This window comes from Bryobacter aggregatus MPL3 (genome assembly GCF_000702445.1).
GTDB lineage: Bacteria > Acidobacteriota > Terriglobia > Bryobacterales > Bryobacteraceae > Bryobacter > Bryobacter aggregatus.
Genome location: NZ_JNIF01000003.1, coordinates 66,340 through 90,375, shown reverse-complemented (window position 1 = coordinate 90,375; position 24,036 = coordinate 66,340). Strand labels below are relative to the sequence as shown.

Here is a 24,036-nt window from a genome sequence, read left to right as displayed (position 1 = left end):
GTGTTCCATGTTTCTTATTCTAGTCCTCGTCGCCTTTTCGGCATTCGGTCAGGTAGCTGATCTTGTGATCGAAAATGCCACCGTCTACACAGTAGATCAGACGAAGCCTGGCGCGAAGAGTCTTGCCATCAAGGACGGGAAATTCCTCGCTGTTGGCGGAGACATGAAGAAGCATATCGGCCCGAAAACACAGCGCATCGATGCCCATGGCGCCGCGATCATCCCCGGCTTGATCGATGCTCACGTCCACCTTCGCGGGCTCGGCGATTTGCTCGAAACCTTCGACATGCGCTTTACCAAAACAAAGGAAGAAGTCGCGCAACAAGTGAAGCAGGCTGCGGCGAAACTGCCTGCCGGGGAATGGGTGCGCGGCCGCAATTGGGACCAGACAAACTGGGGCGGGGAGTTTCCCAACGCGGACGACATCAGTAAAGTGGTCAACGACCGCCCGGTCTATCTCACCCGCGTCGATGGGCATGCCGGTTGGGCAAACCGCCGCGCGCTCGAACTGGCTGGCGTCAGTAAGGCGACGCCAGATCCTCCAGGAGGCCAAATTGTCCGCGACAAAGACGGCAACCCGACCGGAGTCTTTGTCGACGCGGCGCAAGGCCTGGTCACTCGCAAGATTCCAGATCTCAGTTTCGAACAGGTAAAGCGCCGGCTGAAGCTGGCTGCTGAAGCCAGCGTGAAACTCGGGCTCACCAGCGTTCATGACGCAGGCATCGGCACGCCGGAGCGCGATGCCTACCGCGAACTGATCCGCGAGAATGCTCTCCCCTTACGTGTCTACGCCATGATCGGCGGCACGGGCAGCCTTTGGCAGGAGTACGCAAAGAGCGGCCCTGAGATTGGCGATCACCTGACCGTCCGTAGCGTGAAGCTCTATGCGGACGGCGCGCTCGGCTCGCGCGGCGCGGCTTTGTGGCAGCCTTATTCCGACGACAAATCGACGAACGGACTACTGGTCACCACCCAAGAGACCCTCGAAGACCAGATTGCCGAAGTGGCCGCGAAGCAGTTTCAAGTTTGCACGCACGCCATTGGCGACCGCGCGAACCGCATTGTACTGGACAGCTATGCGAAGGTCTTAGCGGGTAAGAATGACCGCCGTTTCCGCGTCGAGCATGCGCAGGTGATCTCGCTGCCGGACTTCCAACGCTTCAAGGACTTCGACATCATTCCTTCGATGCAGGCGACGCATGCTACGAGTGACATGCGCTGGGCCGCACAGCGTTTGGGCCCAGATCGTATGGCCGGAGCCTATGCCTGGAGGCGTTTTTTGAAGATGGGCATCAAGATTGCGAACGGCAGCGATTTCCCGGTGGAAGACCCGAATCCGCTTTGGGGCTTCTATGCCACCTTCACTCGCCAGGATCACAATGGAGAACCGAAGGGCGGCTGGATTCCCGAGGAGGCGCTCACCCGGGCCGAAGCTTTAGAGAGCTTTACGCTGACGCCCGCCCGGGCTGCTTTTGAGGAGAATCAGAAGGGTTCGATCACGGTTGGAAAGCTGGCAGACTTCCTCATCCTCGACCGCGACATCATGACGATTGCCCCGAAGGATGTCCTTGGCACCAAGATCCGTGCGACCTATGTCGGCGGCAAGCGGGTCTACGCGCTGAACTGAGCGGCAGCCTGCTTGGTGGCTTCGATGTCTTCCGCCGAGTGAGCGTAGCCGACAAAGCCCGCTTCAAACTGCGAAGGCGCCAGATAGACACCGCGTTCGAGCATGTGATGGAAGAATTGGCCAAAACGAACAGTGTTGCTCTTCTTTGCCGAGTCGTAGTCAAAGACCGGCTCGTTCGTAAAGAAGAAGGTGAACATCGACCCAACGCGGTTGACCGTTACTCCCGGGAGCGGATCGGCGCAGAGAGCCGCTGTGCGCTCTTCGATTGTCGTATACACTTCCGGATGCGCCTTCAGGTATTGCAGCATCGCGATGCCAGCCGAGACGGCGAGCGGGTTGCCCGATAAGGTTCCGGCCTGGTAGATGGGGCCGGTGGGCGAGACATGACTCATCACATCGGCGCGGCCACCGTAGGCGGCAATCGGCAGACCACCGCCGATGATTTTGCCGAGCGCGGTGAGGTCGGGCTTGACGCCAAAGCGGGCTTGCGCACCGCCATAGGCAACCCGGAAGCCAGTCATGACTTCATCGAAAATCAGCAGAGCGCCGTGACGGGTGCACAGTGTGCGTAGCCCTTCGAGAAAGCCGGGCGCGGGTGGGATGCAACCCATGTTGCCAGCCACGGGCTCGACAATGATCGAGGCGATCTGGCCGTCGTAATTGTCAAAAGCCTGCTCGACAGCGGCGAGGTTGTTGAAGGGGACAGAGATGGTGGTGGCGGCGAAGGCGGCGGGGACGCCAGCGCTATCGCTGAGGCCAAAGGTGGCCAGACCCGAGCCTGCTTTGACGAGCAGGGAATCGACGTGGCCGTGGTAGCAACCCTCGAACTTGATGCAGAGGTCGCGGCCGGTGAAGCCACGCGCGACACGCAGGGCGCTCATTGTCGCCTCAGTGCCGCTGTTGACCAGGCGGAGCATCTCCATCGACGGCACTGCATCGCGAATCGCTTCGGCGAGTACGATTTCCCGCTCGGTTGGCGCGCCAAAGCTGGTGCCGATCTCGAGCACCGCTTCGAGCGCTTCGATGACACACTTCGGCTTGTGTCCGAGGATCAGTGGCCCCCAACTGCCGACATAGTCGATGAAGGAGTTGCCGTCTTCGTCCGTCATGCGGCAGCCGTCGCCGCGCTTGATAAAGAGGGGCCCGCCGCCGACACTGCGGAAGGCGCGGACCGGCGAATTGACGCCACCAGGGATGATCTGCCTTGCTCGTTCGAGCAGGCTTGTGGAACGGGATTTATTCATGGCTAACGGGCTGGAACTCGAGCGCCCACCGGCGGCTCCGGAATGATGCGTTGGAAGATAAAGTTGACGACGGCCTCATTGACCGTGCCATTCAGATTGCGGAAGAGACGGTTGCGCAGGCTCAGATAGTCCTGCGTGCCGGAGAAGATGTCCTGCATCAACTCATAGAGCTTCGGACTGCGCTGCATGTACTGCACGATGCAATCGGGGATGCTCTTGAAGAAGAAGCGGCCTAAGTAGAGCTTCTGCGCGAAGCTGGCGCCAAACTCGAGGTCGTGCATGAAGTCTTCTTCGATGCGCGACCGGTAGGCGGCTCCTGCGGTAACGGGATCAAACGTGGCCGCGCAGACCACCTGGCTGGCGAGGTCGCCGGAACGGATCGCGTAGTAGATGCCTTCGCCGGTGATCGGGTCGACAAAGCCGGCTGCGTCGCCGACGGCCATCCAACGCTTTCCGGCCACGCGGTTGTTGCGCCAGTGGGCGCGCGACAGCGAGGGAAGCATGTGGGCGTAGAGTTGGCCCTGCTTCCAGTTGATTCCCTTTTCGTCGAGATAGCGTTCGAGGCGGGCACGCAGTTGGTGCGCCGTTTCTCCCCGTCCGCAAATGCCTGCCGAGAGATGGCCCTGGCGGGGGAACACCCAGATATAGCCTTCGAGACGATCGAGAAACTGGATGTCGATATGGGGCTGCGTGGTGGGGATGTAGTAGCCGAGGGCGACCATCGTATCGTCCGGCGTCCATTGGGTGCCGACATCGCGCAATGGATTGCGCGCGCCGGTGGCGACGATGACGTAATCGGCTTCAATCGAGCCTGAGCGAGTCTTCAGACTCCAGCCCTTCTCACGTTCCTCGATAGCGGTGACCCGTTCTTGTTCGATCTGCGCACCGGCGCGGTCTGCGCGTTCGAGCAGTAACTTGTTCAACTCCAGCCGCGAATAGATGAGGATCGGCTGGTTCAGATTCATCTTGATGCTGGGGGATTTGTGCGCCCCAATGTAGGTTTCAGTGACGACCTTTTTGGCCGTCTCGTTCTCAAACAGATAAGGGTACTTTTCGTAAGCCTTATAGGTGATGCCGCCGCCGCAGGGTTTTTCCCAAGCCAGTTTCTCGTCGATCAGGATCGTATTGACCCCGGCCGCAGAAAGCATTTCCGCTGCTTGCGCACCGGCAGGGCCGCCACCCAATACGGCGACTTTCTTCACTTCTGTCCGCCTGCAGCGGGAGGATGGCCTGCCGGCAGTTGGGAGGCTCCGCCCATGCCGCCACTGGAGGATTTCACTTCCCAGAGGTCGCCCTTGCGTTCGAGCTTGTAGCTCATGTTCAACATGGCTTCGCCGGAACCCTTTGCCTTGAAGGCTACCTTCGCATCGGCGCTATTGCCGCTGAAGCTGACACTCGTGATGTCGACATCCATATTGGCGAGGTTCAATCCGCTGACGCTTTCGAGACGTTTCAGCACTGCCTCTTTTACAGCTTCTTTATTGTTGATGTCCTTCGCACAGCTCTGTGTCAAAAGCGTGAACACGCAAAGGCAGAGCAGGGCAGTGAGTCGAAAAGCGAATCGCACAAAGGAATTATACATTCGGAGGGTGGCAGCTCAAGTTTTCTTTAGTTTGCAGCAAGGGTCATGAGCCCGCCGGTGGCGGCGAGCAGGGAAACACGAGCCCGATCGTAGAGATATTGGGCATCCCAGTAGGCCAGCCATTTCTCTGCTTCCAGAAAGCGAGACTCCTCCACCTGGCGGCGGCTGGCTTTGCCTTCTTCGAGTTGGACGAGGTAGATGTTGATCTGTTCACGGGCGACATCGAGATCGAGCTTCGCCAGTTCGCGGCCTTCGCGTTGGAGTTGGAGGTCGTCGAAGAGCTTACGGGTATCGATTTCAATGCGGTTGCGGACATTGGCCACCTGGAGGCGTAGCCGCGATACCTCGTTCAATGCCTGCTGGGCCTGGGCGCGTGGCGCGGTGCCGGGGATGAGCGGGAACTTGAAGCTGACGCCGAGCTGGGTGTTGTTCTGCTGGAAGTGTTTGAAGTAGACGTCGTAGTTGTTGAACCTTGAAAACAGGCCGTACTGCGCCACGAGATCCATCTGGGGGAGCCATGCCGCCTTGTTGGACTGCACTTCCAGATTTTTGGCCTGCAGATCGCTCTGCAGCTTCTTCAACTCGCGGCTGTTCTCGAGCGCTTCTCGAACCGCGATGTCCGGTTCCGGGGCGAGAGACATGTCCATCGCCACTTGCGAATTGGCTTCGACGGAATCCTGCGCGTCGTAGCCGAGCACATAGGCAAGGGCGTGTTCGGTCTGTTTCAGTTCCGTGGCCAGCACGCGCTGGCGCTGGCGCGACCGTTTGAGATTGATGTCGGCGCGTTGGACCTCGATTGCGAGCGCGCGGCCTTCGTCGCGGCGCGCGGTGACGCTGGCGAGGACGTTCTCCATATTCTCAATCTGCCCGCTGATGATCTTGAGGTTGCGGGCGGCGCGGTCGGCGTCGAGGTAGAGCTTGGCCGTCTTTTCGAGAACCTCATCCCGTTTCATCTGCACGAGCTGCTGCGCGCTCTTGGCATCGACCTTTGCCTTGGCCAGCAAATAGCTCTGCGGCCGGTTGATCAGGCTCTGGATGGCTTTGATCTGGACGATGGACGGGGCGCTGCCCTCGATGCTCATCGGGAAGCCGTTCGTGTACGCGAGGCCACTGCCGAGGATTACTTTCGGGAAGAACGGGTCGCGGGCGATCTGGACGCTTTGCTGTGAGTTCGCCTCGTCGATGCGGCTGAGAATCACTTCGGGGGACTGCTGGAGCGCGCGCTGGAGCGCGGACTTCATGTCCATCTTGTGGGTTTCGGCGGAGAGCGAGACGGCGAGAAATACGAGGAATGCGTTGGACTTCATGGTGCGATGGCCTACTCAGGCCATGCTAGCAAGCCCTTAGTTCGAAATTCTCCGGATCCAGATGTTCTTGAACTGGATGATGCTGAACTGGTCATGCAATTGCAAGCCGATGGGGCCGCTGGTGGCGCGCTTGGGGTCGGGGCGGTCTTGGCGACTTCGCGTCCGTTCAGCTTGACGGTGATCGAATCGCGGCGGACGGCGATGTCCATGCTGTTCCATTGGTTCTCGCGGAGCGCATCCTTGGGCGCGTCCATGAAGCTGTAGATGCTGCCGGTGGGGTGGGGATCGGGGTAGTTGTTGTTGATCTGGATTTCGTAGGCGATGCGCGCCGGAGTCTTAGTGAAGTCCGGGGTGGGGGCGATGGCGCCGGCGGCGCGGGAGGGGTCGTGCAGGCTGATGCCGCTGTTGCCGTGTTCCTTGGTCCAGAACTCGACGTGGAGGTCGAAGTTCTCAAAACTATCCCTGGTATAGAGCCAGGCCTGGGTGTTCAGCCAGGTGAGGTATTCCTTTTCGGTGGTGAAGCGCTTGCCGGGGGCGATGCTTTTCGGATCGACATCCCGCTGGCCGACAAGGATGCCGCCGTCGATGACATTCCAGATTCCATCGCCGCGGCTCTCCCATCCATTCAGGGTTTTGCCGTCGAACAGGGCCGTGTAACCCTTGGGCTGGCCGAGGAGGGAAAGCGCGAAAGAAAAGAGCAGCAGAATTCTCATGCACCCGACAGTTTATCCTTAGGGGGAAGCTGATTATTGATGCCAACAGGCAAACTGCAAGTTATCCCCCTCGGAGGCCTTGGCGAGTTCGGTATGAACTCCATGGCTCTCCGCTATGAAGACGACATTATCGTCATAGACGCTGGCATGATGTTCCCCGACTCCGAGTTGCTCGGCGTCGACATCGTCACGCCCGATTTCTCCTACCTTAAGGACCATCGAGAGAAGGTCCGAGCCCTGATTCTGACCCACGGTCATGAAGACCATATCGGTGGCGTACCTTATCTCATTTCTCAGGTCAACATTCCGGTTTACGGCACGCCCTTCACCTTGGCGATGGCCGAGCGGCGTCTTGAGGAGCACCACCTTCTCAAGCAGACCGATCTGCGCGAAGTGGAGGCGGGCGGCAAGTTCGAGATCGGGCCGTTCAAGATCCATTTCATCCGGGTGACCCACTCGATTCCGTCGACTGTCGCGCTGGCGATCACGACGCCGCTCGGCGTGGTGTTGCATACGGCGGACTTCAAGATCGACCAGACCCCGATCGATGACGAGCATTTTGACCTGCATGCTTTTGCCGAATACGGCAAGCGCGGTGTCCTGCTGCTGATGAGCGATTCGACGAACGTCGAGCGCACGGGGTATTCGGAATCGGAGCGTGCGGTTCGTCCGCGCCTCGAACAGATCTTTGCGACGGCAACCAAACGGCTGATCTTTTCGACCTTCTCCAGTTCGATCCATCGTCTGCAGCAAATCATGGATGTCGCCAAGAAGTATGACCGCAAGGTCGCCTTCCTGGGCCGGAGCATGCTGGCAACGACTGAGTTGTCGCACGAACTCGGGTTGCTGCACATTCCGGATAACATCCTGCTACGGCCGCAAGACATCATGGACACGCCGGCGCACCGGCTGTGCTGTGTCGTCTCTGGCACGCAGGGCGAGCCGATGTCGAGCCTGTCCCGCGTGGCCGTTGATAACCACAAGAGCTTGTCGGTGAAGCAGGGCGATACGGTTGTGTTGTCGAGCCGCATTATCCCGGGCAATGAGAAACCGATTGGCCGCTTGATGAATCACTTTGCCCGCCGTGGCGCCGAGATCATCTATGGCGGCGGATCGCCGCCGATCCATGTCTCCGGCCATGGGTATCGCGAAGAATTGAAGCTGATCCTGAACCTGGTGCGGCCGAAGTATTTCATGCCGGTTCATGGCGAGTACTTACAGTTGATCCGCCATGCGCAGTTGGCCAGCCATCTGGTGGGCCAGGGCCTGGAATCGACCTTTATCGTCGAAGACGGCGAGAGTCTGATGATCGATGAGCGCGGCGCGCGCAAGGGCGAGAAGATCAACGCGGGGCGTATCTGTATTGATTCCGGATCGCTTGGCGATGTGGTCGAAGACATGATCATCCGCGATCGCCGGCATCTGTCGGAAGATGGTTTCGTCATTATTGTGATTGGCATCGATCAGGGAACAGGCCAGATGCAGGGACCGCCTGAATTGATCAGCCGCGGCTTTGTTTCGCTGGAGGAATCGAGCGAACTGCTGCCCTTTGCCAAGCAGGTGGTGATCAAGACGATTGAAGCTTCGAACGCGGAAGAGCGCAAGGACTGGGGCGTCATGAAGGAGAAGATCCGGAATGACCTCAAGCGCTTCCTCAATCGAGAGACAAAACGCCGGCCGATGATCGTGCCGGTTGTATTGGAGGTTTAACGCCATGTGGGATTACCTCGAGGACGCCTCGAACTATAAGGGTTTCGCGGAGAAGATTCAAATTCCGCAAAACGAAGCGGAACTGATCGCGATGCTGACTGAGGCGCAGGCGAGCGGGATTCCCGTGACGATTGCCGGAGCCGGGTCCGGGCTGACCGGAGGACGGGTGCCGGAAGGCGGCTGGTCGATTTCGCTCGAGAAGTTGAACTCGATCGAGATCCGGGACGGCTCTGCCGTGTGTGGCGCCGGTGCGATTCTGCGGGATCTGCATGCGGCGGCGCGCAAGACGGGGCAGTTCTATCCGCCGGACCCGACCGAGACGATGGCCGCGATTGGCGGCACGATCTCGTGCAACTCTTCTGGGTCGCGGAGCTTTCTTTATGGAGCGACGCGGCGCTGGATCCTGCGGTTGCGGGTGGCGCTGATGGATGGGCGGGTGATCGATGTCCGGCGTGGCGAAGCGATCGATTTTGAGGTGCCGGCCGTCTACAAGCCGGCATCGAGCAAGCATTCGGCAGGCTACCCGCTCGCACCGGGCATGGATTGGATCGATCTGTTTACCGGAAGTGAGGGAACACTGGGCGTCGTCATCGAGGCGGAACTGAAGCTGTTGCCCTTGCCGAAGGAATTGTTGAACGGGATTGTGTTTTTCTCGAGCGACGAAGATGCGATCAACGCGGTGGAAGCCTGGCGGCATGTGCCGGGGCTGCGGATGCTCGAGTATGCCGATCAGGCTTCGCTTGAGTTGATTCGTGCAAAGTATGACGATCTGCCGCGCCAAGCCGCTGCTTGTGTGATCGTCGAGCAGATCCTGGAAGATGATTCCGCGCTCGATGCCTGGGAGGAGCGGCTGACGGCGCAGAAGGCCTTGGCTGAGCAGAGCTGGTTCGGTTCGACGGAGGCAGACCGGGAGCGTTTCCGGTTGTTCCGGCATTCGCTCGCCGAGCATGTGATTGCGCTGGTGCGGCAGTTGGGCTTTCCGAAATTAGGGTCTGACTTCTCAGTGCCGGTGGAAAAGAATCGCGAGATGATGGCGTATTACCGGAACCGGATTGCTTCGGGCTTCGGCGGCCGCTCGGTGATTTTCGGACATATCGGTGATGCGCATGTGCATGTGAATCTGTTTCCAGGCAATGACGAGCAAGTGGCCGAAGGCAAGAAGCTGATGCAGGACTTTGCGGCGAAGAGCGTGGAACTCGGCGGCACGATTGCGGCCGAGCACGGGCTGGGCAAACGCAAGCGCGACTTTCTGCCACTGATGTTTTCGCCGGCCGAGATTGCGGCGATGCAGGCCGTTAAGCTTCGCTTGGACCCGAAGTGGCTTTTGGGCCGCGGGAATCTATTCCCCACGTCTCCAGTGCATCCCGCAGCTTAACGAAGTCGATCGGCTTGGTGAGATAGGAATCCATGCCGCTGGAGATGCACCGTTCGAGGTCGCTCTCCATGGCGTTGGCGGTGATCGCGACAATCGGCATGTGCTGGCTGCCGCGTTCACTGGCCCGGATGCGCCGCGTGGTCTCGTAGCCGTCCATTTCGGGCATCTGGCAATCCATCAGGATCAGGTTGTAATCGTGTTTGGCCAGTTGGGCCAGTGCTTCCACGCCGCTATTGGCCACCGCGACGGTGCAGCCCAGGCGCTCCAGCAGGCGCACGGCCAGCTTCTGGTTCACGGTGTTGTCTTCGACAAGCAGAACGGCCAGGGATTCGGGCAACGGGCGGAGCGCCTGGCGTGAGGCGTCCTGCCGCTCGAGCGCGCTTTCTGGGGCGATGTCCATCGGCAGGTCCAGGCGGAATTCGCTCCCCTTTCCGATGCCGCTCGAGGCTTGAATCGTTCCTCCCATCAGTTCAGTGAGGCGGCGGCAGATCGAGAGGCCCAAGCCACTGCCCCCATAACGGCGGGTGGTGGAGAGATCGGCCTGGGTAAACTTGTCAAACACCAGCGGCAGCTTCTCGGGCGCAATGCCGATGCCGGTGTCGCTGACACGGATGCAGACGTTGTACTGGCTGCCTTCCTGATAGCTGATCTCCACCTCCATGCGCACCTCGCCCTCGTGAGTGAACTTGACGGCATTGCCCACCAGGTTGATGAGTACCTGGCGGATGCGCAGTGCATCGCCGTAGAAGCCGCGCGGGGCATCCTCCGGATAGCGTGTGATGAGGCGCAGGCGTTTCTGATCGGCGCGGACCCGCATCAGTTGCGCTACCTCTTCGACGAGCGCTTTGGCGTCGATGGGCGCGCGCTCAATGCTCAGCTTACCGGCTTCGATGCGGGAGAAGTCGAGCACGTCGTTGATCAGCGCGAGGAGGGACTGTGCCGAGTGGGCGATGGTTTCGGCGTATTCCTGCTGCTCTTTATTGAGCGTGGTATCGAGCAACAGATGACACATCCCTGTGATGCCATTCATCGGCGTACGGATCTCATGGCTGATCATGGCCAGAAAGTCGCTCTTAGCCTGATTGGCCTGCTCGGCACGGGAGCGCGCTTCGGCGGCTGCAAACTCGGCGCGGGTGGAATCGGTGACGTCGCGGAAGTTCGTCACAATCGCAGCGACCGCCGAGTTCTGCAGGAGATTGCGGTCTGTGATCTCAATCCAGCGGTATTCGCCGTTCTTGTGCCGCATGCGGACGCGTGAGCGCAAGGTCTGTCCGGGAATATCCACCAGGCTGCGAGAGCGGCTGTCGGCGCTATCGACGTCGTCCGGATGCAGAATATCATCGCGGTAGTCGCCAATCAGTTCTTCGGGCTCGTATCCCAAGATGGCGCTGACGGCGGGACTGACATAGAAAACCCTGTGATTGCGGTCCCGCAAGGTAATCCCGACCGAGCTGTATTCAATGAGCGCCCGGAAGCGCTCTTCCTTCTCGGCCAACTGCCGGTTGTGTTCGACCTTGCGTGCGATGAAGGCGAGGATCGCGATCAACGTAGCGGCAATGCTGATGCCCACCGGGACCAGGAAGATGGATTGTTGGTAGAACGGAGCGGGTACGGTGAACTCGAACAGTTCCGGGCGGTTGCTGCGGAGTCCGAACTGATCTTTCGCTTCGACTTCGAGACGATGTGATCCGGCGCCTAACGAAGGAAAGGTCACCTTGCCAGCCGAGATCCACTCGGACCAGGGCCCGTTGTCGAGCCGGTAGCGCGAAAAGCTGCGTTCCGTCGTCGCCGAGTCCCCAAACGTGAAGACGTGCCAACTGGTGGTGGCCGAGGTGCCATCCATGTGGAGAGGATCGAACTGGATGCGCGGCGGATGGCCGGAGGCCATTTTGTCATTCAGACAGAAAAGGCCATTGCCATCGGAACCGGTGCAGACGCGATTGTTCCAAAAGGCGACGGGCCAAAGTTCCTGATTGTCGAGACCCGCCGGTTGGCCGATCCAACTCCACTCGCCGTCTCTGCGGACGAAGAGCCCGCCGCGAGTGGAGACCCAGAGATTGCCGGACGGGGCGATGCGTAGTTCCCAGGCGGAGTTGGTGGCTGCCGTGGTCCCGATGGCGGTGTACCGGATCTGGTCCTTGCCGTCGATTTCACCAAGTCCGTTGGTGCGATCCAGAAAGTAAACGCCCCCGCCGGGGCGCTCCGTGATGAAGAACAAATAGGGCGATTTGATGCCTTGGCCGGTGCCCCAATGTTTCCATTGCCCATTTTTCAGGCGGCTGATTGCGGTGTGTGCGGCAAACCAAAGCGCACCGTCCGCAGTTCTGGTGACAGAGTAGACGTGTGGGTCGATCAAACTGGAGGTTCCAGACCACGGCTCAAAGCGCACGCCATTCCAGAGATAGGGGCCGGCAACCTCGTTGGCCCGGCCACCGCCAGTGGACAAGGCCCAGAGCGCCGCATGGGAATCGACCACCAGCTTATGGATGTGAGAGTCGGGGAGCCCCTCCTGGGGGCCATAGTGTCTCCACTGGCCCGCTGTCCGCCGGTAGACTCCAGTGAAGCTGGAACCGCTACTGAGCCAGACATCACGATTCGAGGTGTGGGCCAGTCCGGTGACAATGCCGAGACGCTGGCTACCGATCGTTGCCAATTCCTCTCGCGTGCCATCCGGCCGGAGAACAATCACCCCGTCGGCGGTTCCCATCCAAAGCGCCGCATCCCGATCGACCGCAAGCGACTCGAAATGATTCTTGAGGTCCGGGAAGGGATAGATCATCTTGAGCCAGCGCTGGTCATCGCCGCGCAGCAGCCGGAGTCCGTTGGTGCTGGTGGCCCAGAGCCGGTGGTGGCTGTCGAAATAGATGCCGGTGGCCGTGCGCAGCGCCATCGGAATCGGCTTGAGTGAAGTCCAGTTGCCTCCCTCACGCACCCAAACCTGATTCGAGTTATAGACGGCAACGGCGTCGCCGTTTTCGGCGATGGCGAGCAGCCGCGCGACCTGTGCGTTCGATCGCCGCACCAGTTGGAGGGGTTTGCCGGGGCTCCACTCCCAGATGCCGATCCAATCCTGAGGGAAGGAGAGTGACAGCAGCCCATCGCCTTTTGAATTCTCGGATAAGGCGCGTAGAGTTGTGCTCGAGAGCTGCATGGGGTGTTTCAGCGTGTCGCGGTTGAGCGCGACCTCAAACCCGGCAGGAGTCGAACGGATGAGTCCGTCGCGGGAGATGGCAAAGGCCGTGCCCCCATTTCCTCTCATTGTTCCAACGCTCGCCGTGAAATCGCCGGAGAGCACCGGAGGGCCCAGATCCAGACTGCCGCCGTTCCATTCGTAGAAATTGTGCGCGGTATCTTCAACGAGAGTTTTACTCTCACTGGCCTTGGTGAGCGGGCCGATCGAATAGACCTTGATCTTTTCTCCCGCCGCGGAAAGGGAGAGTTCGGAGCATTGTGCCGGCGTGACCACGAAGAGCCGCTCTGACCAGACCACGAAAATACGGTCCTCGCCATAGGGCTGGATCTGCCGGGGGGCGCGTCCGGAATGATTGAAGGGGCAGGCCTCTACTCCCTTCACCGGAAACCAGCGATAGCCGTCGTACCAAACAGGACCAGCGGCCGTGGAGGCCCAGATGGTGCCATTGCCGGTTTCGATGATCTGCAGGATGTCGACACTGGGCAGGCCGTCGGCCTTTGTGAACTCCACCCAGCGCCAGGACTCGAGGAGGGCCTCACTCAGGCTGACTTCCGAGCGGATGAGGGGCGCGCGCGTAGAAGCCGCAAACGCACCAACGCCCCCACCAGGCTGAGCCAGAGCAGGGGCGAGGAGCGCGAAGAATATCCAGTTGCGAATCGTGGCGGACAATCCTATAGAGGGCTTATCGACAGGTCAGCTATTCTCGATGATAAAACGTTAGCCAGTTTGCCGCCGCTGTTCATGAATCAGAACGAGAATTAATTCCCTTTACGGATATATATATTACCGTTGAAATTCTTAAAGCTATAATCGGGGCCGCCGCCGTTGATGGCTCCCGAGGTGAGCGACTCCATACGCACACGGTTCCGGTCCCGGTCGCTGGAGGCGGGCTCTGATTTTTCCATCTTGACCGTGTTGGGTTTCATCTGGACATCAAAGTCGGTGAAGACATCGCCATTATTGGTCTGCATCTTCAGATTTGCTTTGATTGAGGCTGGAAATGTGACGTCAATGGTGCCGTTCATGGAACTGAAGCTCATTGGCTTGTCCGAGTCGACGCGTTTGAACTTCGCATTGATCTTGCCATTGAGTGCATGGGCGACGACGCTGCCGGAGACATCTGTGAGGGTGATGCCGCCGTTGGTGGCGTTGAGTTCCATCTCGCCGTCCACTCCTTCGACGGTGATCATTCTGCCGTTGGTCGCCGAGAGTTTCAGCGAGGTCTTGGCGGGGACGAGGATGACGAAGTTTTCGCTCCGGGCGCGGATGCCAGTTGAGATGGTGACGACATTGTTTTCTTCCTCAAGCGTGATGGAGAGGCCGGTGGAGTTGAGGCGCCGGAGCCCACGAGCCGACTCTGGGACTTCACGCTCCCGCTCCTTTTCAGTACGCGCCTCGGTCTCGACGATGATGTCTTTGCCCGCGTGGACTTTGACGAGGATCGAGCCATGGATGGTGTTCATTTTGACGGTGCCGGGCCGGGACGGATCGCGCAACGCGATAGAAAGTTTTTCTCCGCCTTGAGCGGCGAGCGTTGCAGCGGCGATCAGAATTGCAAGCAGTGTATTTTTCATTGTGTTTTTGTTTTATGCCTTTCGTTCGAGGATGCGGATGTCGCCGTTGAGTCCTTCGATCTGGACCTCAATTCCCCCTCGGCCAACTCGTCCGCCCGCATAGCGGTTCCTGCTCACAATACGCTTCATGCCTCGCTCTGTTACCTGTGTTTCCGGCTCGATTGGCAAGTCGGACATGTCGAATGCCGAATAGATGTGGCCGTTCATTGTCTTCATCTTGAAGTCGGCGTTGAGGGGGCGAGGGAACTGGATCTCGATCTCTCCGTTCACGTTCTTGATGAAGATGTTGGTGGAGGGCGCGGCCTCATAGACCACCTGAACTTTGCCGTTGACCCCGCGCAGAATCAGCCGCGTGGCGGCAGGCATTTCGACCTGCACGTTGCTGCGGTAGTTGTAGTGCGACCAGCGCGAATCGGGCTTCTCCACTCCCACACGGAAGACATCGTTGTCGGGGCGGGGTTCAAAGCGGACTTCGCGTTTGGCGAGTTCGAGGTCCTCTGGAATGGAGGCGGAAAGTTCAATGTCGGCGGCGACCCGGAAGCTTTTCCGGTTGGTGGCCCGGACCGCAATTGTGCCATTGGGAACTTCGATGTCGATGGCGCGGGTTGCGGGGAACTCGCGGTCGACGCGATAGCTGTGGGTCTGTACGCCAAGCGCGGCCAGCGGGGTGAGCAGGATGCCACGACGGGTCATTGGACTTTCAACTCCTTGAGTGCTTTTTCGATGCGCTGCTTGACGGTGGGATCGATGCCGCCTTCGCTTGCGAGACGTTCGAGCTGGGGTTCGGCGCGGCGTTCGCGGAAGTCGACCAGCGCATCAATGAGCGCGAGTTGCATGAGCGGCGAATCCTGCATGGTCAGCGAGTCCACGATGGCCGAGCGGACCTTGGGACGGCCGCTGTATTTGCGGAGCGCGTCGGCGGCGGCCAGGCGTACGTCGACGCTCGAGTCGCCCCGGAGGGTCTGAATGAGCGCAGTGACGACCTCGTCGTCGGGGTTGTCGAGGCGGACGGAATAATTGACGCCGCGCAGCCGGTCGACTGCACTCTGCTGTTGGAGAAGGCTCATCGCCACCATACTGCGCATTCCTCGCATCTCCTCTCTGAGTTCGCCCAATTCCGATTTGGGCTTTTGACCGCCGAAGTAAGTGCCGGAGAAGAAGCCGCCAATCGCAAAGGCTGCCGCAGCGGCCCAGGCGATCATTGGCTGCTTCCAGAAGGGAATGGATTGGACGGCCACACGGCCGGTTTCCCGCGTCATCATGGCGTCGAAATCGCGGCGGAAATAAGGGCTGGGCGACGGAGTGGGGAGCGCCGACAGCTTTTCCCACAGCTCGATCTCTGCCTGGCAGATGCTGCAGGCAGCCGCGTGACTGGCGTATGCGTCACGGTCTCGCGGGCTCAAACGCTTCTCGAGATAGGCAGCCAACTGGCGTTCGCCTGTCGGACAAAACGACATTTCTTTCATGAGCTGCTTTTCCTTTCGTTCAACAGATTCAGATAGGTTTCGCGCAGGCTGGCAATGGCCCGGTGCAGGCGAACTCTCGCCGAACCAGGTTCGCAGCCGAGGATCTCGGCGATCTTCTCGTGTGGCATCTCTTCAAAGCGAGCCATGATGAGAATTTCTCTCTTGGACGGGGACAGGCGGCTCAACGCCTCATGCAGCAAGGCTGCTTCCTGTTTGCCCTCGAACAGATCGCCCGGAGGAGCCGGGGCATCGTAGCCCTCTTCCCACTCCGCTTCAAAACGCTTCTTGCGCCAATGATCCATCTGGAGATTGCGCGTGATCGAATACATCCAAGCCTGGAAACCGTGGCCCTCTTTGAAGCTGGAACGGAAGCGCAGCATGCGGCAGAAGGCCTCCTGGACGAGGTCTTCACTGAGACGGGAATCCTGGTTCATCCGCCAGCAGTAGCGATAAAGACGCTCTCCATGGCGTTCAAAGAGGATGCTCAGTTGCGCGCTATCGCCATCGCGCACCCGGGCCATGATCGATTCGTCCGATTCGATCGACTCAGATTGCGGAAGCTGGCGTTGTGGATTCAATCATTTGTGGTACGCGCCATGGCACGCTTCGTTACAAACTATTTGCCGCTGACGATTTTGTAGGCGTTGCGGGAAACCGGGAGCCGGTTGTCGAGCGCTTCGAGGTTGGCCAGCCAGACGAAGGCAAAGTTCTGATCCGGGCGCAAATAGAGAATCGTGCTGGCGCCTTGCTGGCCGCCGGTGTGATAGATTTCACGGTCGCCTTCCGGGCTGCGGGAGAGGCTCCAGCCCAGGCCATAGCCGGTGAGTTTTCCAGTCTTCAGCCGTCCGGAGGTCCACATCAGGTCGATGGTCTCGGGTTTTAAGAGGTGATGCTTTAGGATACCGTCGACAAAGAGCAGTAAGTCATCGACGGTCGAGACCAGGCCACCGCCGGGGATCTTCGCGCTATTGTCACTGAGCGCACAATCTTCGATTTTCCCTTTGGCGACTTTGCGATAGCCGAGGCAACGGCGGGAGGAGATGCCTTTCCCGTTGTCCGGGGCCGTGTTCTTCATCCCAGTGGGGAGCAGGATGTGTTCTTCGATCCACTTCTCGTAGGGCATTCCCGAGGCGCCTTCGATCGCACAACCGACCAGGCTATAGCCATAGGTGGTGTAAATGTATTTTGTGCCCGGTTCACTGGCGAGCGGGTCGCCGGCGAACTTGCGCAGGGAATCGGTGACGGAATTGTAGTGGACTCTATTGTCCATGTCAGAGGGGTCGGCGGTGTTGTAGTGGCGGATGCCGCCGATGTGGCCGAGCAGTTGGGCCAGCGTGATCGGATAGTCTTTGGGAGGAAAGGCCGGGCAATACTTGCGAACGTCGTCGCTGAGCGCAAGCTTTTTTGCCTCATAGAGTTCCAGCATCGCGACGGCGGAAATCGATTTTGAGATGGAAGCAAGCCGGAAGGGGGTGTCGCGCTTGACCGGGCGTTTGGCCTTCAGATCGGCGAAACCCCCTACACTCCCCCAGACGATCTCGCCTTTGTAATAAGCCGCCGCCGCATAGCCAGGAATCTTGTCTTTTACCTGCTCGGTCTCCAGCATGGCGTTCAGCCGGGAGTAATCACTTGCAGCGAGGAGGATCGGAATAACATTAAGAAAACAAAAGATATTCCTGAATAAAGGCATTGGCTTCGACTAAGAATTTTATCTTAGCCGCTAGCTTTTGCTTTCGCCATCAGAAACTGTTGCAAATTTAGAAGTTGAGAAGCGGAAGAGGTCTGCAAAACCTTTGGACTCCTTCTTCTTTTTCTCGGGCTCGGCGGCGGGACGCCGCTCAAGCATGGCGTTTGCCAATTGTGCGAAGTGTTTGCCGAGTTCGGAGTTCTGTTCCACTTCTGTGCCAACGGTCAGTGCGCGATGGACCCCGGCATAGTCATTGGGCATCGACATCGCGATGGGCAGGCCGAGGAGTTGCTCAATCTGCGCGGGTGCAATCACCGGACGTTTGGTCATGCGGTTGAGCAGAATACTGACTTTGTCGCCGAGATCCATTTGCTGCAGGAACAGATATTTCTCCCGGGCGAGGTGCAGGGAGGGAATCTCCGGCGTGCAGACGAGAAAGATGCGCTTGGATTCCTGCATGATCTCCATCGAGTATTTCTCCATGTTGCCGGAGAGATCGACGCAGATGGCCTTGTAGTGCTTGCGGGCATACTCCACCATGTGGTGGACCTGTGCCCCCTCCATGCGTACGCCGGGATTGATCTTGCCGGAATGCAGGACATCGAGGCGGCCACGGTGGGTGACCAACTGGGGCCAGAGATTGTCGTCCATGCTGAGCGCATGTTCCGCGGCATCGAGCACGGAATAACTGTTCTCAATCTTCAACATGAAGCGAACTAAACCGCTGTTCAAGTCCATGTCCATCAGGAGCGCGTTGGTGTCGGGCTGGCGGGCGATCGCAAGCGCGGTATTGACGGCAATCGTGGTGGTGCCCGAACCCGGCTTGGACGGCAGGAACGAGAACAACATATCGGTCATCGCTGAGACCGGCGGATGTTTCTCCGCATTGTCGCGAATGCGAATGAGAACGTCGGAAAGGGACCCATGGTGGAAGGGAGGCGCGATGAATTCGCGGATGCCCAATTGCATCAGCCGCAATAGCGCCTTGTTATCGACTTGTTGGTCAAAAACAGCAATCTGGACGCCGGGAGCTTCCTTTTCGAGCCACTGGACTACACCGATGCTGCGTTCAAAGTCGCTGATCCCCAGGAAAACGACGTGGGGAGAGTTTGTGCGGATGAGCCGCGAAAGTTCCTGCTCGTGAGGGTAGTGATCGATATCTTTCAGAATGACAATGCCGCCTATGTCCTGAAAGGCGAGGTCGAGTTGGTTGACCAGATCCCCATCCGGACTAATTACAATGCTTTTTAGAATCACAGGCACGCCTCCAAAATCAGATATTCCCCTGGAGTATTGGCCCTCCGGAATACCGCAAAAGTACTAAGAACATGCCCGAAGGCATTCTTCTGCACAGCCCTTTATCGGCGGTGCGATAGGATTTCTTTATGGCGAAACTATTGGAGCTGAGCTGCCCCTGCTGCGAGGCGAAGCTGAAGGTGGATATCGTCACCGAGAGCGTGATCACCTGGGAAGAAAAGAAGAAGGCCCCGCCGATCGAAGACTTTGCCAAAGCAGTGCAAAATCTGAAGGGCGAGGCCGCCAAACGGGAAGAAGCCTTCCAGAAGAGCTTCGAGGCGAACAAGAATCAGTCGAGTGTGCTGAATCGTAAATTCGACGAATTGCTCAAACAGGCACAGGCCGATCCGGACAAGAACAAGCCGAAGAAGCCTTTTGACTTCGACTAGCTAGCTGAGCGCCTGTTCGAGGTCCCAGAGCAGGTCTTCGATACTCTCCAAGCCCACAGAAAGCCGGACCATGTCGGGGCTCACGCCGGCGCTCAACTGCTGCTCGGTGGTGAGTTGCTGGTGCGTGGTGGCCGCCGGCTGGATCACCAGGCTGCGTGCGTCGCCCACATTGGCCAGGTGCGAGAAGATTTGCAGTTTGTCGACAAACGCGCGACCGGCTTCATACCCCTCTTTCAATCCAAAGCTGAAGACGGCTCCGGGACCTTTCGGGAGATATTTCTTGGCGGCGGCGTGGTAGGGGCTGGAGCTGAGGCCGGGATACTTCACCCAGGCCACCTTGGGATGAGCTTCGAGGTATTGCGCGACGGCGAGCGCATTGCTGACATGGCGATCCATGCGCAGGCTCAGCGTTTCGATGCCCTGGAGGAAGAGAAACGCATTAAAAGGACTGAGCGCGGGACCGAGATCGCGCAAGCCTTCGACACGGGCCTTGATGATGTAGGCGATGGGGCCGAGCGCTTCTGAGAAGACCATCCCGTGATAGGCCTTGGAGGGCTCATTCAATTGCGGGAAGTTGCCTTCTTTCCAGGGGAACTTGCCGGAATCGACAATGATGCCGCCGATCGAGTTGCCGTGGCCTCCCAGGAACTTGGTCAGGCTGTGCAGCACAATGTCGGCGCCGTGATCGATGGGGCGGCAAAGGTAGGGGGTGGCAAAGGTGTTGTCGATGATGAGGGGCAGCTTGGCTTCGTGGGCGACCTTGGCAACTGCTTCGATATCGAGAATATTGCCGCGCGGATTGGAGATCGTCTCGCCAAAGATGAGCTTTGTGTTCGGTTGGATGGCCTTGCGGAAGTTTTCGGGATCATCCGGTTCGACGAAGGTGGTTTCGATGCCGAGCTTGCGGAAGCTGACGTCGAATTGCGTATAGGTGCCGCCGTAGAGGGTGCTGGACGCCACTATGTGGTCGCCGGCCTGGCAGATGTTGAGCACGGCGATCATCTGGGCAGACTGGCCGGAGGCGACGGCGAGCGCGGCGACACCGTTTTCCAGCGAGGCGACACGCTGTTCGAGCACGTCCGTTGTCGGGTTCATGATGCGCGTGTAGATGTTGCCGAATTTCTGGAGCCCAAAGAGCTCAGCGGCATCCTGCGAGTCTTCAAACGCAAATGAGGTGGTCTGGTAGATCGGAACCGCCCGGGCATGCGTGGTGGCATCCGGGTCATAGCCTTTATGGAGAGCGCGGGTGTCGAAGCCGAGCGGCTTCTCAATCTTGGCAGTTTTCATGCTCTCCCATGCTATCGGAAGCGCTACTCTACCGGGATGGACGCACTCCCTGCATTACTGGCACTGGGAGCGGTGCAACTCGCCGCTGTGATGAGCCCAGGACCAACCTTCTTTCTTATCAGCCAGACTGCGGCGCGCCATGGCCGCGGCGCCGGAATGAGCGCCGTGTTTGGCGCGAGCGCAGCCGCGCTGCTGTGGGCTGGCGCTGCCATGCTCGGCCTGGAATTGCTGTTTGAGAAGGCGCGTTGGCTGCAACAGGCGATGCAACTCTTTGGAGGCCTGTATCTGGTCTGGATCGGGATCCGGCTTTGGCGCAAGAAGGGATTGGACGAAGACGTTGCTGTTGACACCAAGCATTCTGGCTTCTGGCAAGGCTTTACTACCAGCGTGGGCAACCCGAAGGTGATTCTATTTTTCGGCAGTATCCTGTCGGCTGTCTTTGACCCCGCACTGCCTGGTTGGGTGAAGCTGGCGGCGATGGGCGTGATTGCGACGAACGAACTCCTCTGGTATTCAACCGTTGCGACTCTGTTCTCGACGGAAACCGTGCGCCGGAACTACCGGCGGGCCGGACGCAAACTGGACCGAATTTTCGGCACGCTCCTGATCGGCTTTGGGACGCGACTGGCCTGGGGCTCCCGCAACTAGCGCTTGTATCCGAATTTCCGCAGCAGACCGTGGCGCCAGGCGATGCCGTCTGCCCCTTCGACACCGAGCGGGCTACCACCGTCGATCACGCCAAGCACGCCACGGCCCTGCGCCGATTGGGCGACGATGACTTCGACGGGATTCGCGGTTGCGCAGAATAGGGTGACCACCTCGGGCACTTCCTTGACACGGGTGAGGATATTGATGGGGAAGCCTTTGCGCAAAAAAATGAAGAAGGTATGACCCGCGCCGACCGCTTCGGCATTGAGGATTGCGGCCTCTTTCATGGTCTCGTTGTTGCCTTCGACGCGAATGAGCCGGTCTCCGGAAGCCTCGCAGAAAGCGATGCCAAATTCCATGTTGGGATTGGTGTTGATGATCGCTTCGTAGAGGTCCTCGACGGTTTTGACGAAGTGGCTTTGCCCGAAGATGAGGTTGGCGCCTTCGGGGATTTGGAGTGGAACGTTGAAGATCTCCATGATGATGGTCCTCTCTTTTATCCCATATCCACTATCCTGAAGGATCATGGTTGGTTTACCCGGCTTCGGCTTTTTGCGGAATTTGATCGAACGCCGCAGTCTTCTCTACCAGATGGTGCGGCGCGATTTTGAGCGGCGCTATGTCGGCTCGATGGGGGGCTGGCTTTGGGGGCTGCTGCAACCGCTGATTCTGCTGCTCAGCTGGACCTTTGTTTTTCACTGGTGCATGCAGATGGAGGTGCCGCCGGGGCAGGGAACCCGCAACTATACGGTGTTTCTGTTCACCGGATATCTGCCTTGGATGCTCTTTAATGAGACGGTGCTGCGGAGTTCGATGTCGCTACTGGAGAACGCAAACCTGATCACGAAGACCGTGTTTCCGAGCGAGATCATTCCGGTGAGCGTCTTTCTGTCCTCGCTGATCAACCACGCGCTGACTTTTCTGATTGCCGTGGCTGCCTGCATTTATTTCGATGGCGGCGTGAGCCTCTTTACCTGGATGCTACCGATCTATGTGGTGCTGCTGGGCCTGTTTGCGATCGGGATCTCGTGGATGGTGGCTGCGTTTCAGGTGTACCTGCGCGATACTGCGCAGGTGGTCACTGTCTTATTGACGTTCTGGTTTTGGATCACGCCGATCTTCATTGATCTGGAACGAGTGCCGGAGCGCTTCCGTTTTCTGCTGGTGTTCAATCCCCTCTCTTTCCTGGTCCGGGCTTACCGGGATCGCATGCTCACCTCACGCACTCCGGATTGGGGCGAACTGGCTTTGCTGACGCTGTGGGCCGCAACCGCTTTCCTCGCCGGTGGGCTCATCTTTAAGCAATTGAAAAAGGGTTTTGCAGACGTCTTATGAAGATCGCTTTCTTCGGTGCACATCAGTTTGAGCGCGAGTTTTTCGATCGCTATAACGCTCGCAAAGGCCATGAAATCACCTTTCTTGAGGAACATCTCCGGCCGGAAACCGCAGTGCTTGCCGCCGGACATGATTGTGTCTGCGTCTTTGTGAATGACACGGTGGATGCCACCGTGCTTGGTTTATTGGCAGAGCAGGGAATCCAATTGATTGCGGCACGCAGCGCAGGCTTCAATCACATCGATCTCGATGCCGCTAAGCGGCTGGGAATTCCTGTGGTCCGCGTTCCGGCTTACTCGCCCTTTGCCGTGGCGGAGCATGCAGTGGCGCTGATCCTCACCTTGAATCGCAAGACGCACCGGGCTTTCAACCGGGTGCGGGACGGTAATTTTTCGCTGGATGGCCTGCTCGGATTCGATCTGCATGGGAAAACGGTGGGCGTGATCGGTACGGGGAAAATCGGACAGGTCTTCGCCAAAATCATGATCGGCTTTGGCTGTGAAGTGCTGGCCTATGACATTGCGCCGAACTACAGCGTCCGCGAAATGGGTGTGCAATACCAGCCGCTGGGGGACGTGTTACGGAAGAGCGATATTGTGAGTCTGCATTGTCCGCTGGTGACTGCCACGCATCATCTGATCAACGGCGACAGTCTGGCCCGGATGAAGCCGGGGGCGATGCTGATCAATACCTCGCGTGGCGGTCTGGTGGATGCGAAAGCCCTGATCGATGCTTTGAAGTCCGGCCACATTGGAGCGGTGGGCCTGGATGTCTATGAGGAAGAGGCCGATCTGTTCTTTGAAGACCTGAGTGGCCAGGTGATTGAAGACGATGTCTTCGCACGGCTGTTGTCGTTCCCCAACGTTCTCATTACTGGGCACCAAGCCTTTTTCACAAAAGAAGCCCTGCAGGGGATCGCCATGACAACTCTTGATAACGTGAGTGAGTTTGAGGCGACCGGGGATTCCAAAAATAAGATTCGCGGCCGCTAATGGTTGCGTTATTGGAGGATCGCTTGTTGTTCACAGCCCGTATCGCGAATTACTTCCCGCACCACTGTTCCCACCTTTAAAAATTCATCCATGTTGATTGGCTTCCGAAAGTATCTGGCGATACCGAGAGCGGCCACCTGTGCACGATCCTCAATCGAGTCGGACGAAGTGACGATAATGACCGGGACATCGGCGCAGTTATGATTTTGGCGGAAAGCCCGTAATACCTGCGGTCCGTCGACTTTAGGAAGATTCAGGTCGAGGAGCATCACGTCCGGGCGAGGCGCTTCTTCTTGGGACCCAATGGATGCAATGTATCGAAGCGCCTCTTCTCCATCCCGGACGACGTGCAACTCGTGCCGGAGTTGATTTTCTGCCAATGCGTATCGTACGAGATACACATCGCCACTATTGTCTTCGGCTAAAAGTATATGCAACATAGTGTTGTCTACTGGTGAGAACGTATTTGGGCAAAATTGTTCCGAAGCTCGATTGATTTGTGTAAAGCTGCATACGTTTTCTATTGCCGATCTCGCCTTGCGCGGCATGGGAATCGATCATTCTTGTGCGGATCTGTCCGGAAATCGCCAGTGAAAACCGCTCACCTGTTA

Annotated in this window: 22 protein-coding genes; 7 read left to right on the top strand and 15 right to left on the bottom strand. The window is 58.6% G+C overall.

What is annotated here, in order from left to right:
• Positions 1-7: 7 nt before the first annotated feature.
• A complete protein-coding gene (locus M017_RS0100800) occupies positions 8-1,627 on the top strand; it encodes an amidohydrolase (RefSeq protein ID WP_031495020.1) in 1,620 nt (539 codons plus the stop codon).
• On the opposite strand, the gene hemL is transcribed toward M017_RS0100800, so the two are convergent.
• The 5 genes from hemL to M017_RS27245 are packed head-to-tail and all read right to left on the bottom strand — an operon-like array spanning position 1,612 to position 6,473.
• Positions 1,612-2,871, bottom strand: a complete 1,260-nt coding sequence (gene hemL / locus M017_RS0100795; protein WP_031495019.1) for a glutamate-1-semialdehyde 2,1-aminomutase — start codon at positions 2,869-2,871, stop codon at positions 1,612-1,614. The two genes, M017_RS0100800 and hemL, sit on opposite strands and share 16 nt — an antisense overlap.
• Before the next feature lie 2 nt (positions 2,872-2,873).
• Positions 2,874-4,073: an NAD(P)/FAD-dependent oxidoreductase gene (locus tag M017_RS0100790; RefSeq protein ID WP_031495018.1), complete on the bottom strand. Its 1,200-nt coding sequence runs from the start codon at positions 4,071-4,073 to the stop codon at positions 2,874-2,876.
• On the bottom strand, positions 4,070-4,438 hold the full coding sequence (locus tag M017_RS0100785) for a hypothetical protein (RefSeq protein ID WP_155121146.1): 369 nt from the start codon (positions 4,436-4,438) through the stop codon (positions 4,070-4,072). Before M017_RS0100785 ends, M017_RS0100790 begins: the two co-directional genes overlap by 4 nt.
• Positions 4,439-4,479: 41 nt before the next feature.
• Entirely contained in the window at positions 4,480-5,760 is a 1,281-nt protein-coding gene (locus M017_RS0100780) for a TolC family protein (protein ID WP_031495014.1), read from the bottom strand.
• A gap of 11 nt (positions 5,761-5,771) precedes the next feature.
• Entirely contained in the window at positions 5,772-6,473 is a 702-nt protein-coding gene (locus M017_RS27245) for a 3-keto-disaccharide hydrolase (RefSeq protein ID WP_031495013.1), read from the bottom strand.
• A gap of 39 nt (positions 6,474-6,512) precedes the next feature.
• Between M017_RS27245 and M017_RS0100770 the strand changes: the two genes are divergently transcribed.
• Entirely contained in the window at positions 6,513-8,183 is a 1,671-nt protein-coding gene (locus M017_RS0100770) for a ribonuclease J (RefSeq protein WP_031495012.1), read from the top strand.
• 4 nt (positions 8,184-8,187) lie between these two features.
• Positions 8,188-9,558, top strand: coding sequence for an FAD-binding oxidoreductase (locus M017_RS0100765; RefSeq protein WP_031495011.1), 1,371 nt, complete (start codon positions 8,188-8,190; stop codon positions 9,556-9,558).
• Here the strand turns inward: M017_RS0100765 and M017_RS27240 are convergent.
• The 7 genes from M017_RS27240 to M017_RS0100730 all read right to left on the bottom strand — a co-directional run bounded on the left by M017_RS27240 (position 9,479) and on the right by M017_RS0100730 (position 18,735).
• Positions 9,479-13,420, bottom strand: a complete 3,942-nt coding sequence (locus M017_RS27240) for an ATP-binding protein (RefSeq protein WP_051669394.1) — start codon at positions 13,418-13,420, stop codon at positions 9,479-9,481. The two genes, M017_RS0100765 and M017_RS27240, sit on opposite strands and share 80 nt — an antisense overlap.
• An 89-nt stretch (positions 13,421-13,509) precedes the next feature.
• Positions 13,510-14,325, bottom strand: a complete 816-nt coding sequence (locus tag M017_RS0100755; protein WP_031495007.1) for a DUF4097 family beta strand repeat-containing protein — start codon at positions 14,323-14,325, stop codon at positions 13,510-13,512.
• A gap of 12 nt (positions 14,326-14,337) precedes the next feature.
• Positions 14,338-15,018, bottom strand: a complete 681-nt coding sequence (locus tag M017_RS0100750) for a DUF4097 family beta strand repeat-containing protein (RefSeq protein ID WP_031495006.1) — start codon at positions 15,016-15,018, stop codon at positions 14,338-14,340.
• Positions 15,015-15,791 (bottom strand): HEAT repeat domain-containing protein, encoded by a 777-nt coding sequence (locus M017_RS0100745; protein WP_031495005.1) that lies wholly within the window; start codon positions 15,789-15,791, stop codon positions 15,015-15,017. The genes M017_RS0100750 and M017_RS0100745 overlap by 4 nt, the downstream gene beginning before the upstream one ends.
• Positions 15,788-16,369 carry an RNA polymerase sigma factor gene (locus M017_RS0100740; protein ID WP_031495003.1) on the bottom strand — a complete coding sequence of 194 codons (582 nt, stop codon included), beginning with the start codon at positions 16,367-16,369 and terminating at the stop codon, positions 15,788-15,790. Before M017_RS0100740 ends, M017_RS0100745 begins: the two co-directional genes overlap by 4 nt.
• A 38-nt stretch (positions 16,370-16,407) precedes the next feature.
• Complete coding sequence (locus M017_RS26085) at positions 16,408-17,397, bottom strand: serine hydrolase domain-containing protein (protein ID WP_162179792.1); 990 nt, start codon at positions 17,395-17,397, stop codon at positions 16,408-16,410.
• A gap of 114 nt (positions 17,398-17,511) precedes the next feature.
• A complete protein-coding gene (locus M017_RS0100730; protein ID WP_031494999.1) occupies positions 17,512-18,735 on the bottom strand; it encodes a CpaE/TadZ family protein in 1,224 nt (407 codons plus the stop codon).
• Positions 18,736-18,863: 128 nt separating this feature from the next.
• Here M017_RS0100730 and M017_RS0100725 point away from each other — a divergent pair, with 128 nt between their 5' ends.
• Positions 18,864-19,163: a hypothetical protein gene (locus M017_RS0100725; RefSeq protein ID WP_031494997.1), complete on the top strand. Its 300-nt coding sequence runs from the start codon at positions 18,864-18,866 to the stop codon at positions 19,161-19,163.
• On the opposite strand, the gene M017_RS0100720 is transcribed toward M017_RS0100725, so the two are convergent.
• Complete coding sequence (locus M017_RS0100720) at positions 19,164-20,450, bottom strand: O-acetylhomoserine aminocarboxypropyltransferase/cysteine synthase family protein (protein WP_031494996.1); 1,287 nt, start codon at positions 20,448-20,450, stop codon at positions 19,164-19,166.
• 36 nt (positions 20,451-20,486) lie between these two features.
• Here M017_RS0100720 and M017_RS0100715 point away from each other — a divergent pair, with 36 nt between their 5' ends.
• On the top strand, positions 20,487-21,098 hold the full coding sequence (locus M017_RS0100715; protein ID WP_051669393.1) for a LysE family translocator: 612 nt from the start codon (positions 20,487-20,489) through the stop codon (positions 21,096-21,098).
• On the opposite strand, the gene M017_RS0100710 is transcribed toward M017_RS0100715, so the two are convergent.
• Positions 21,095-21,577 (bottom strand): adenosine-specific kinase, encoded by a 483-nt coding sequence (locus tag M017_RS0100710; protein ID WP_031494993.1) that lies wholly within the window; start codon positions 21,575-21,577, stop codon positions 21,095-21,097. The genes M017_RS0100715 and M017_RS0100710 overlap by 4 nt on opposite strands.
• 46 nt (positions 21,578-21,623) lie before the next feature.
• On the opposite strand from M017_RS0100710, the gene M017_RS0100705 reads away from it, so the two are divergent.
• Positions 21,624-22,433 (top strand): ABC transporter permease, encoded by an 810-nt coding sequence (locus tag M017_RS0100705; RefSeq protein ID WP_031494992.1) that lies wholly within the window; start codon positions 21,624-21,626, stop codon positions 22,431-22,433.
• Entirely contained in the window at positions 22,430-23,425 is a 996-nt protein-coding gene (locus M017_RS0100700; protein ID WP_031494991.1) for a 2-hydroxyacid dehydrogenase, read from the top strand. Before M017_RS0100705 ends, M017_RS0100700 begins: the two co-directional genes overlap by 4 nt.
• An 8-nt stretch (positions 23,426-23,433) precedes the next feature.
• Here M017_RS0100700 and M017_RS0100695 read toward each other — a convergent pair whose 3' ends face one another.
• Complete coding sequence (locus M017_RS0100695) at positions 23,434-23,973, bottom strand: response regulator (protein WP_080507425.1); 540 nt, start codon at positions 23,971-23,973, stop codon at positions 23,434-23,436.
• Between the last annotated feature and the right edge of the window lie 63 nt (positions 23,974-24,036).

Bases quoted from the DNA above. Each gene is read 5' to 3' on its own strand.
- M017_RS0100695 (WP_080507425.1), bottom strand. From the start codon at position 23,973: ATGCCGCGCAAGGCGAGATCGGCAATAGAAAACGTATGCAGCTTTACA.
- M017_RS0100755 (WP_031495007.1), bottom strand. From the start codon at position 14,325: ATGAAAAATACACTGCTTGCAATTCTGATCGCCGCTGCAACGCTCGCC.
- M017_RS0100780 (WP_031495014.1), bottom strand. From the start codon at position 5,760: ATGAAGTCCAACGCATTCCTCGTATTTCTCGCCGTCTCGCTCTCCGCC.
- M017_RS26085 (WP_162179792.1), bottom strand. From the start codon at position 17,397: ATGCTGGAGACCGAGCAGGTAAAAGACAAGATTCCTGGCTATGCGGCG.
- M017_RS0100725 (WP_031494997.1), top strand. From the start codon at position 18,864: ATGGCGAAACTATTGGAGCTGAGCTGCCCCTGCTGCGAGGCGAAGCTG.
- M017_RS0100705 (WP_031494992.1), top strand. From the start codon at position 21,624: ATGGTTGGTTTACCCGGCTTCGGCTTTTTGCGGAATTTGATCGAACGC.
- M017_RS0100800 (WP_031495020.1), top strand. From the start codon at position 8: ATGTTTCTTATTCTAGTCCTCGTCGCCTTTTCGGCATTCGGTCAGGTA.
- M017_RS0100700 (WP_031494991.1), top strand. From the start codon at position 22,430: ATGAAGATCGCTTTCTTCGGTGCACATCAGTTTGAGCGCGAGTTTTTC.
- M017_RS27245 (WP_031495013.1), bottom strand. From the start codon at position 6,473: ATGAGAATTCTGCTGCTCTTTTCTTTCGCGCTTTCCCTCCTCGGCCAG.
- M017_RS0100720 (WP_031494996.1), bottom strand. From the start codon at position 20,450: ATGAAAACTGCCAAGATTGAGAAGCCGCTCGGCTTCGACACCCGCGCT.
- M017_RS0100765 (WP_031495011.1), top strand. From the start codon at position 8,188: ATGTGGGATTACCTCGAGGACGCCTCGAACTATAAGGGTTTCGCGGAG.
- M017_RS0100770 (WP_031495012.1), top strand. From the start codon at position 6,513: ATGCCAACAGGCAAACTGCAAGTTATCCCCCTCGGAGGCCTTGGCGAG.
- M017_RS0100750 (WP_031495006.1), bottom strand. From the start codon at position 15,018: ATGACCCGTCGTGGCATCCTGCTCACCCCGCTGGCCGCGCTTGGCGTA.
- M017_RS0100710 (WP_031494993.1), bottom strand. From the start codon at position 21,577: ATGGAGATCTTCAACGTTCCACTCCAAATCCCCGAAGGCGCCAACCTC.
- hemL (WP_031495019.1), bottom strand. From the start codon at position 2,871: ATGAATAAATCCCGTTCCACAAGCCTGCTCGAACGAGCAAGGCAGATC.
- M017_RS0100715 (WP_051669393.1), top strand. From the start codon at position 20,487: ATGGACGCACTCCCTGCATTACTGGCACTGGGAGCGGTGCAACTCGCC.
- M017_RS0100745 (WP_031495005.1), bottom strand. From the start codon at position 15,791: ATGAAAGAAATGTCGTTTTGTCCGACAGGCGAACGCCAGTTGGCTGCC.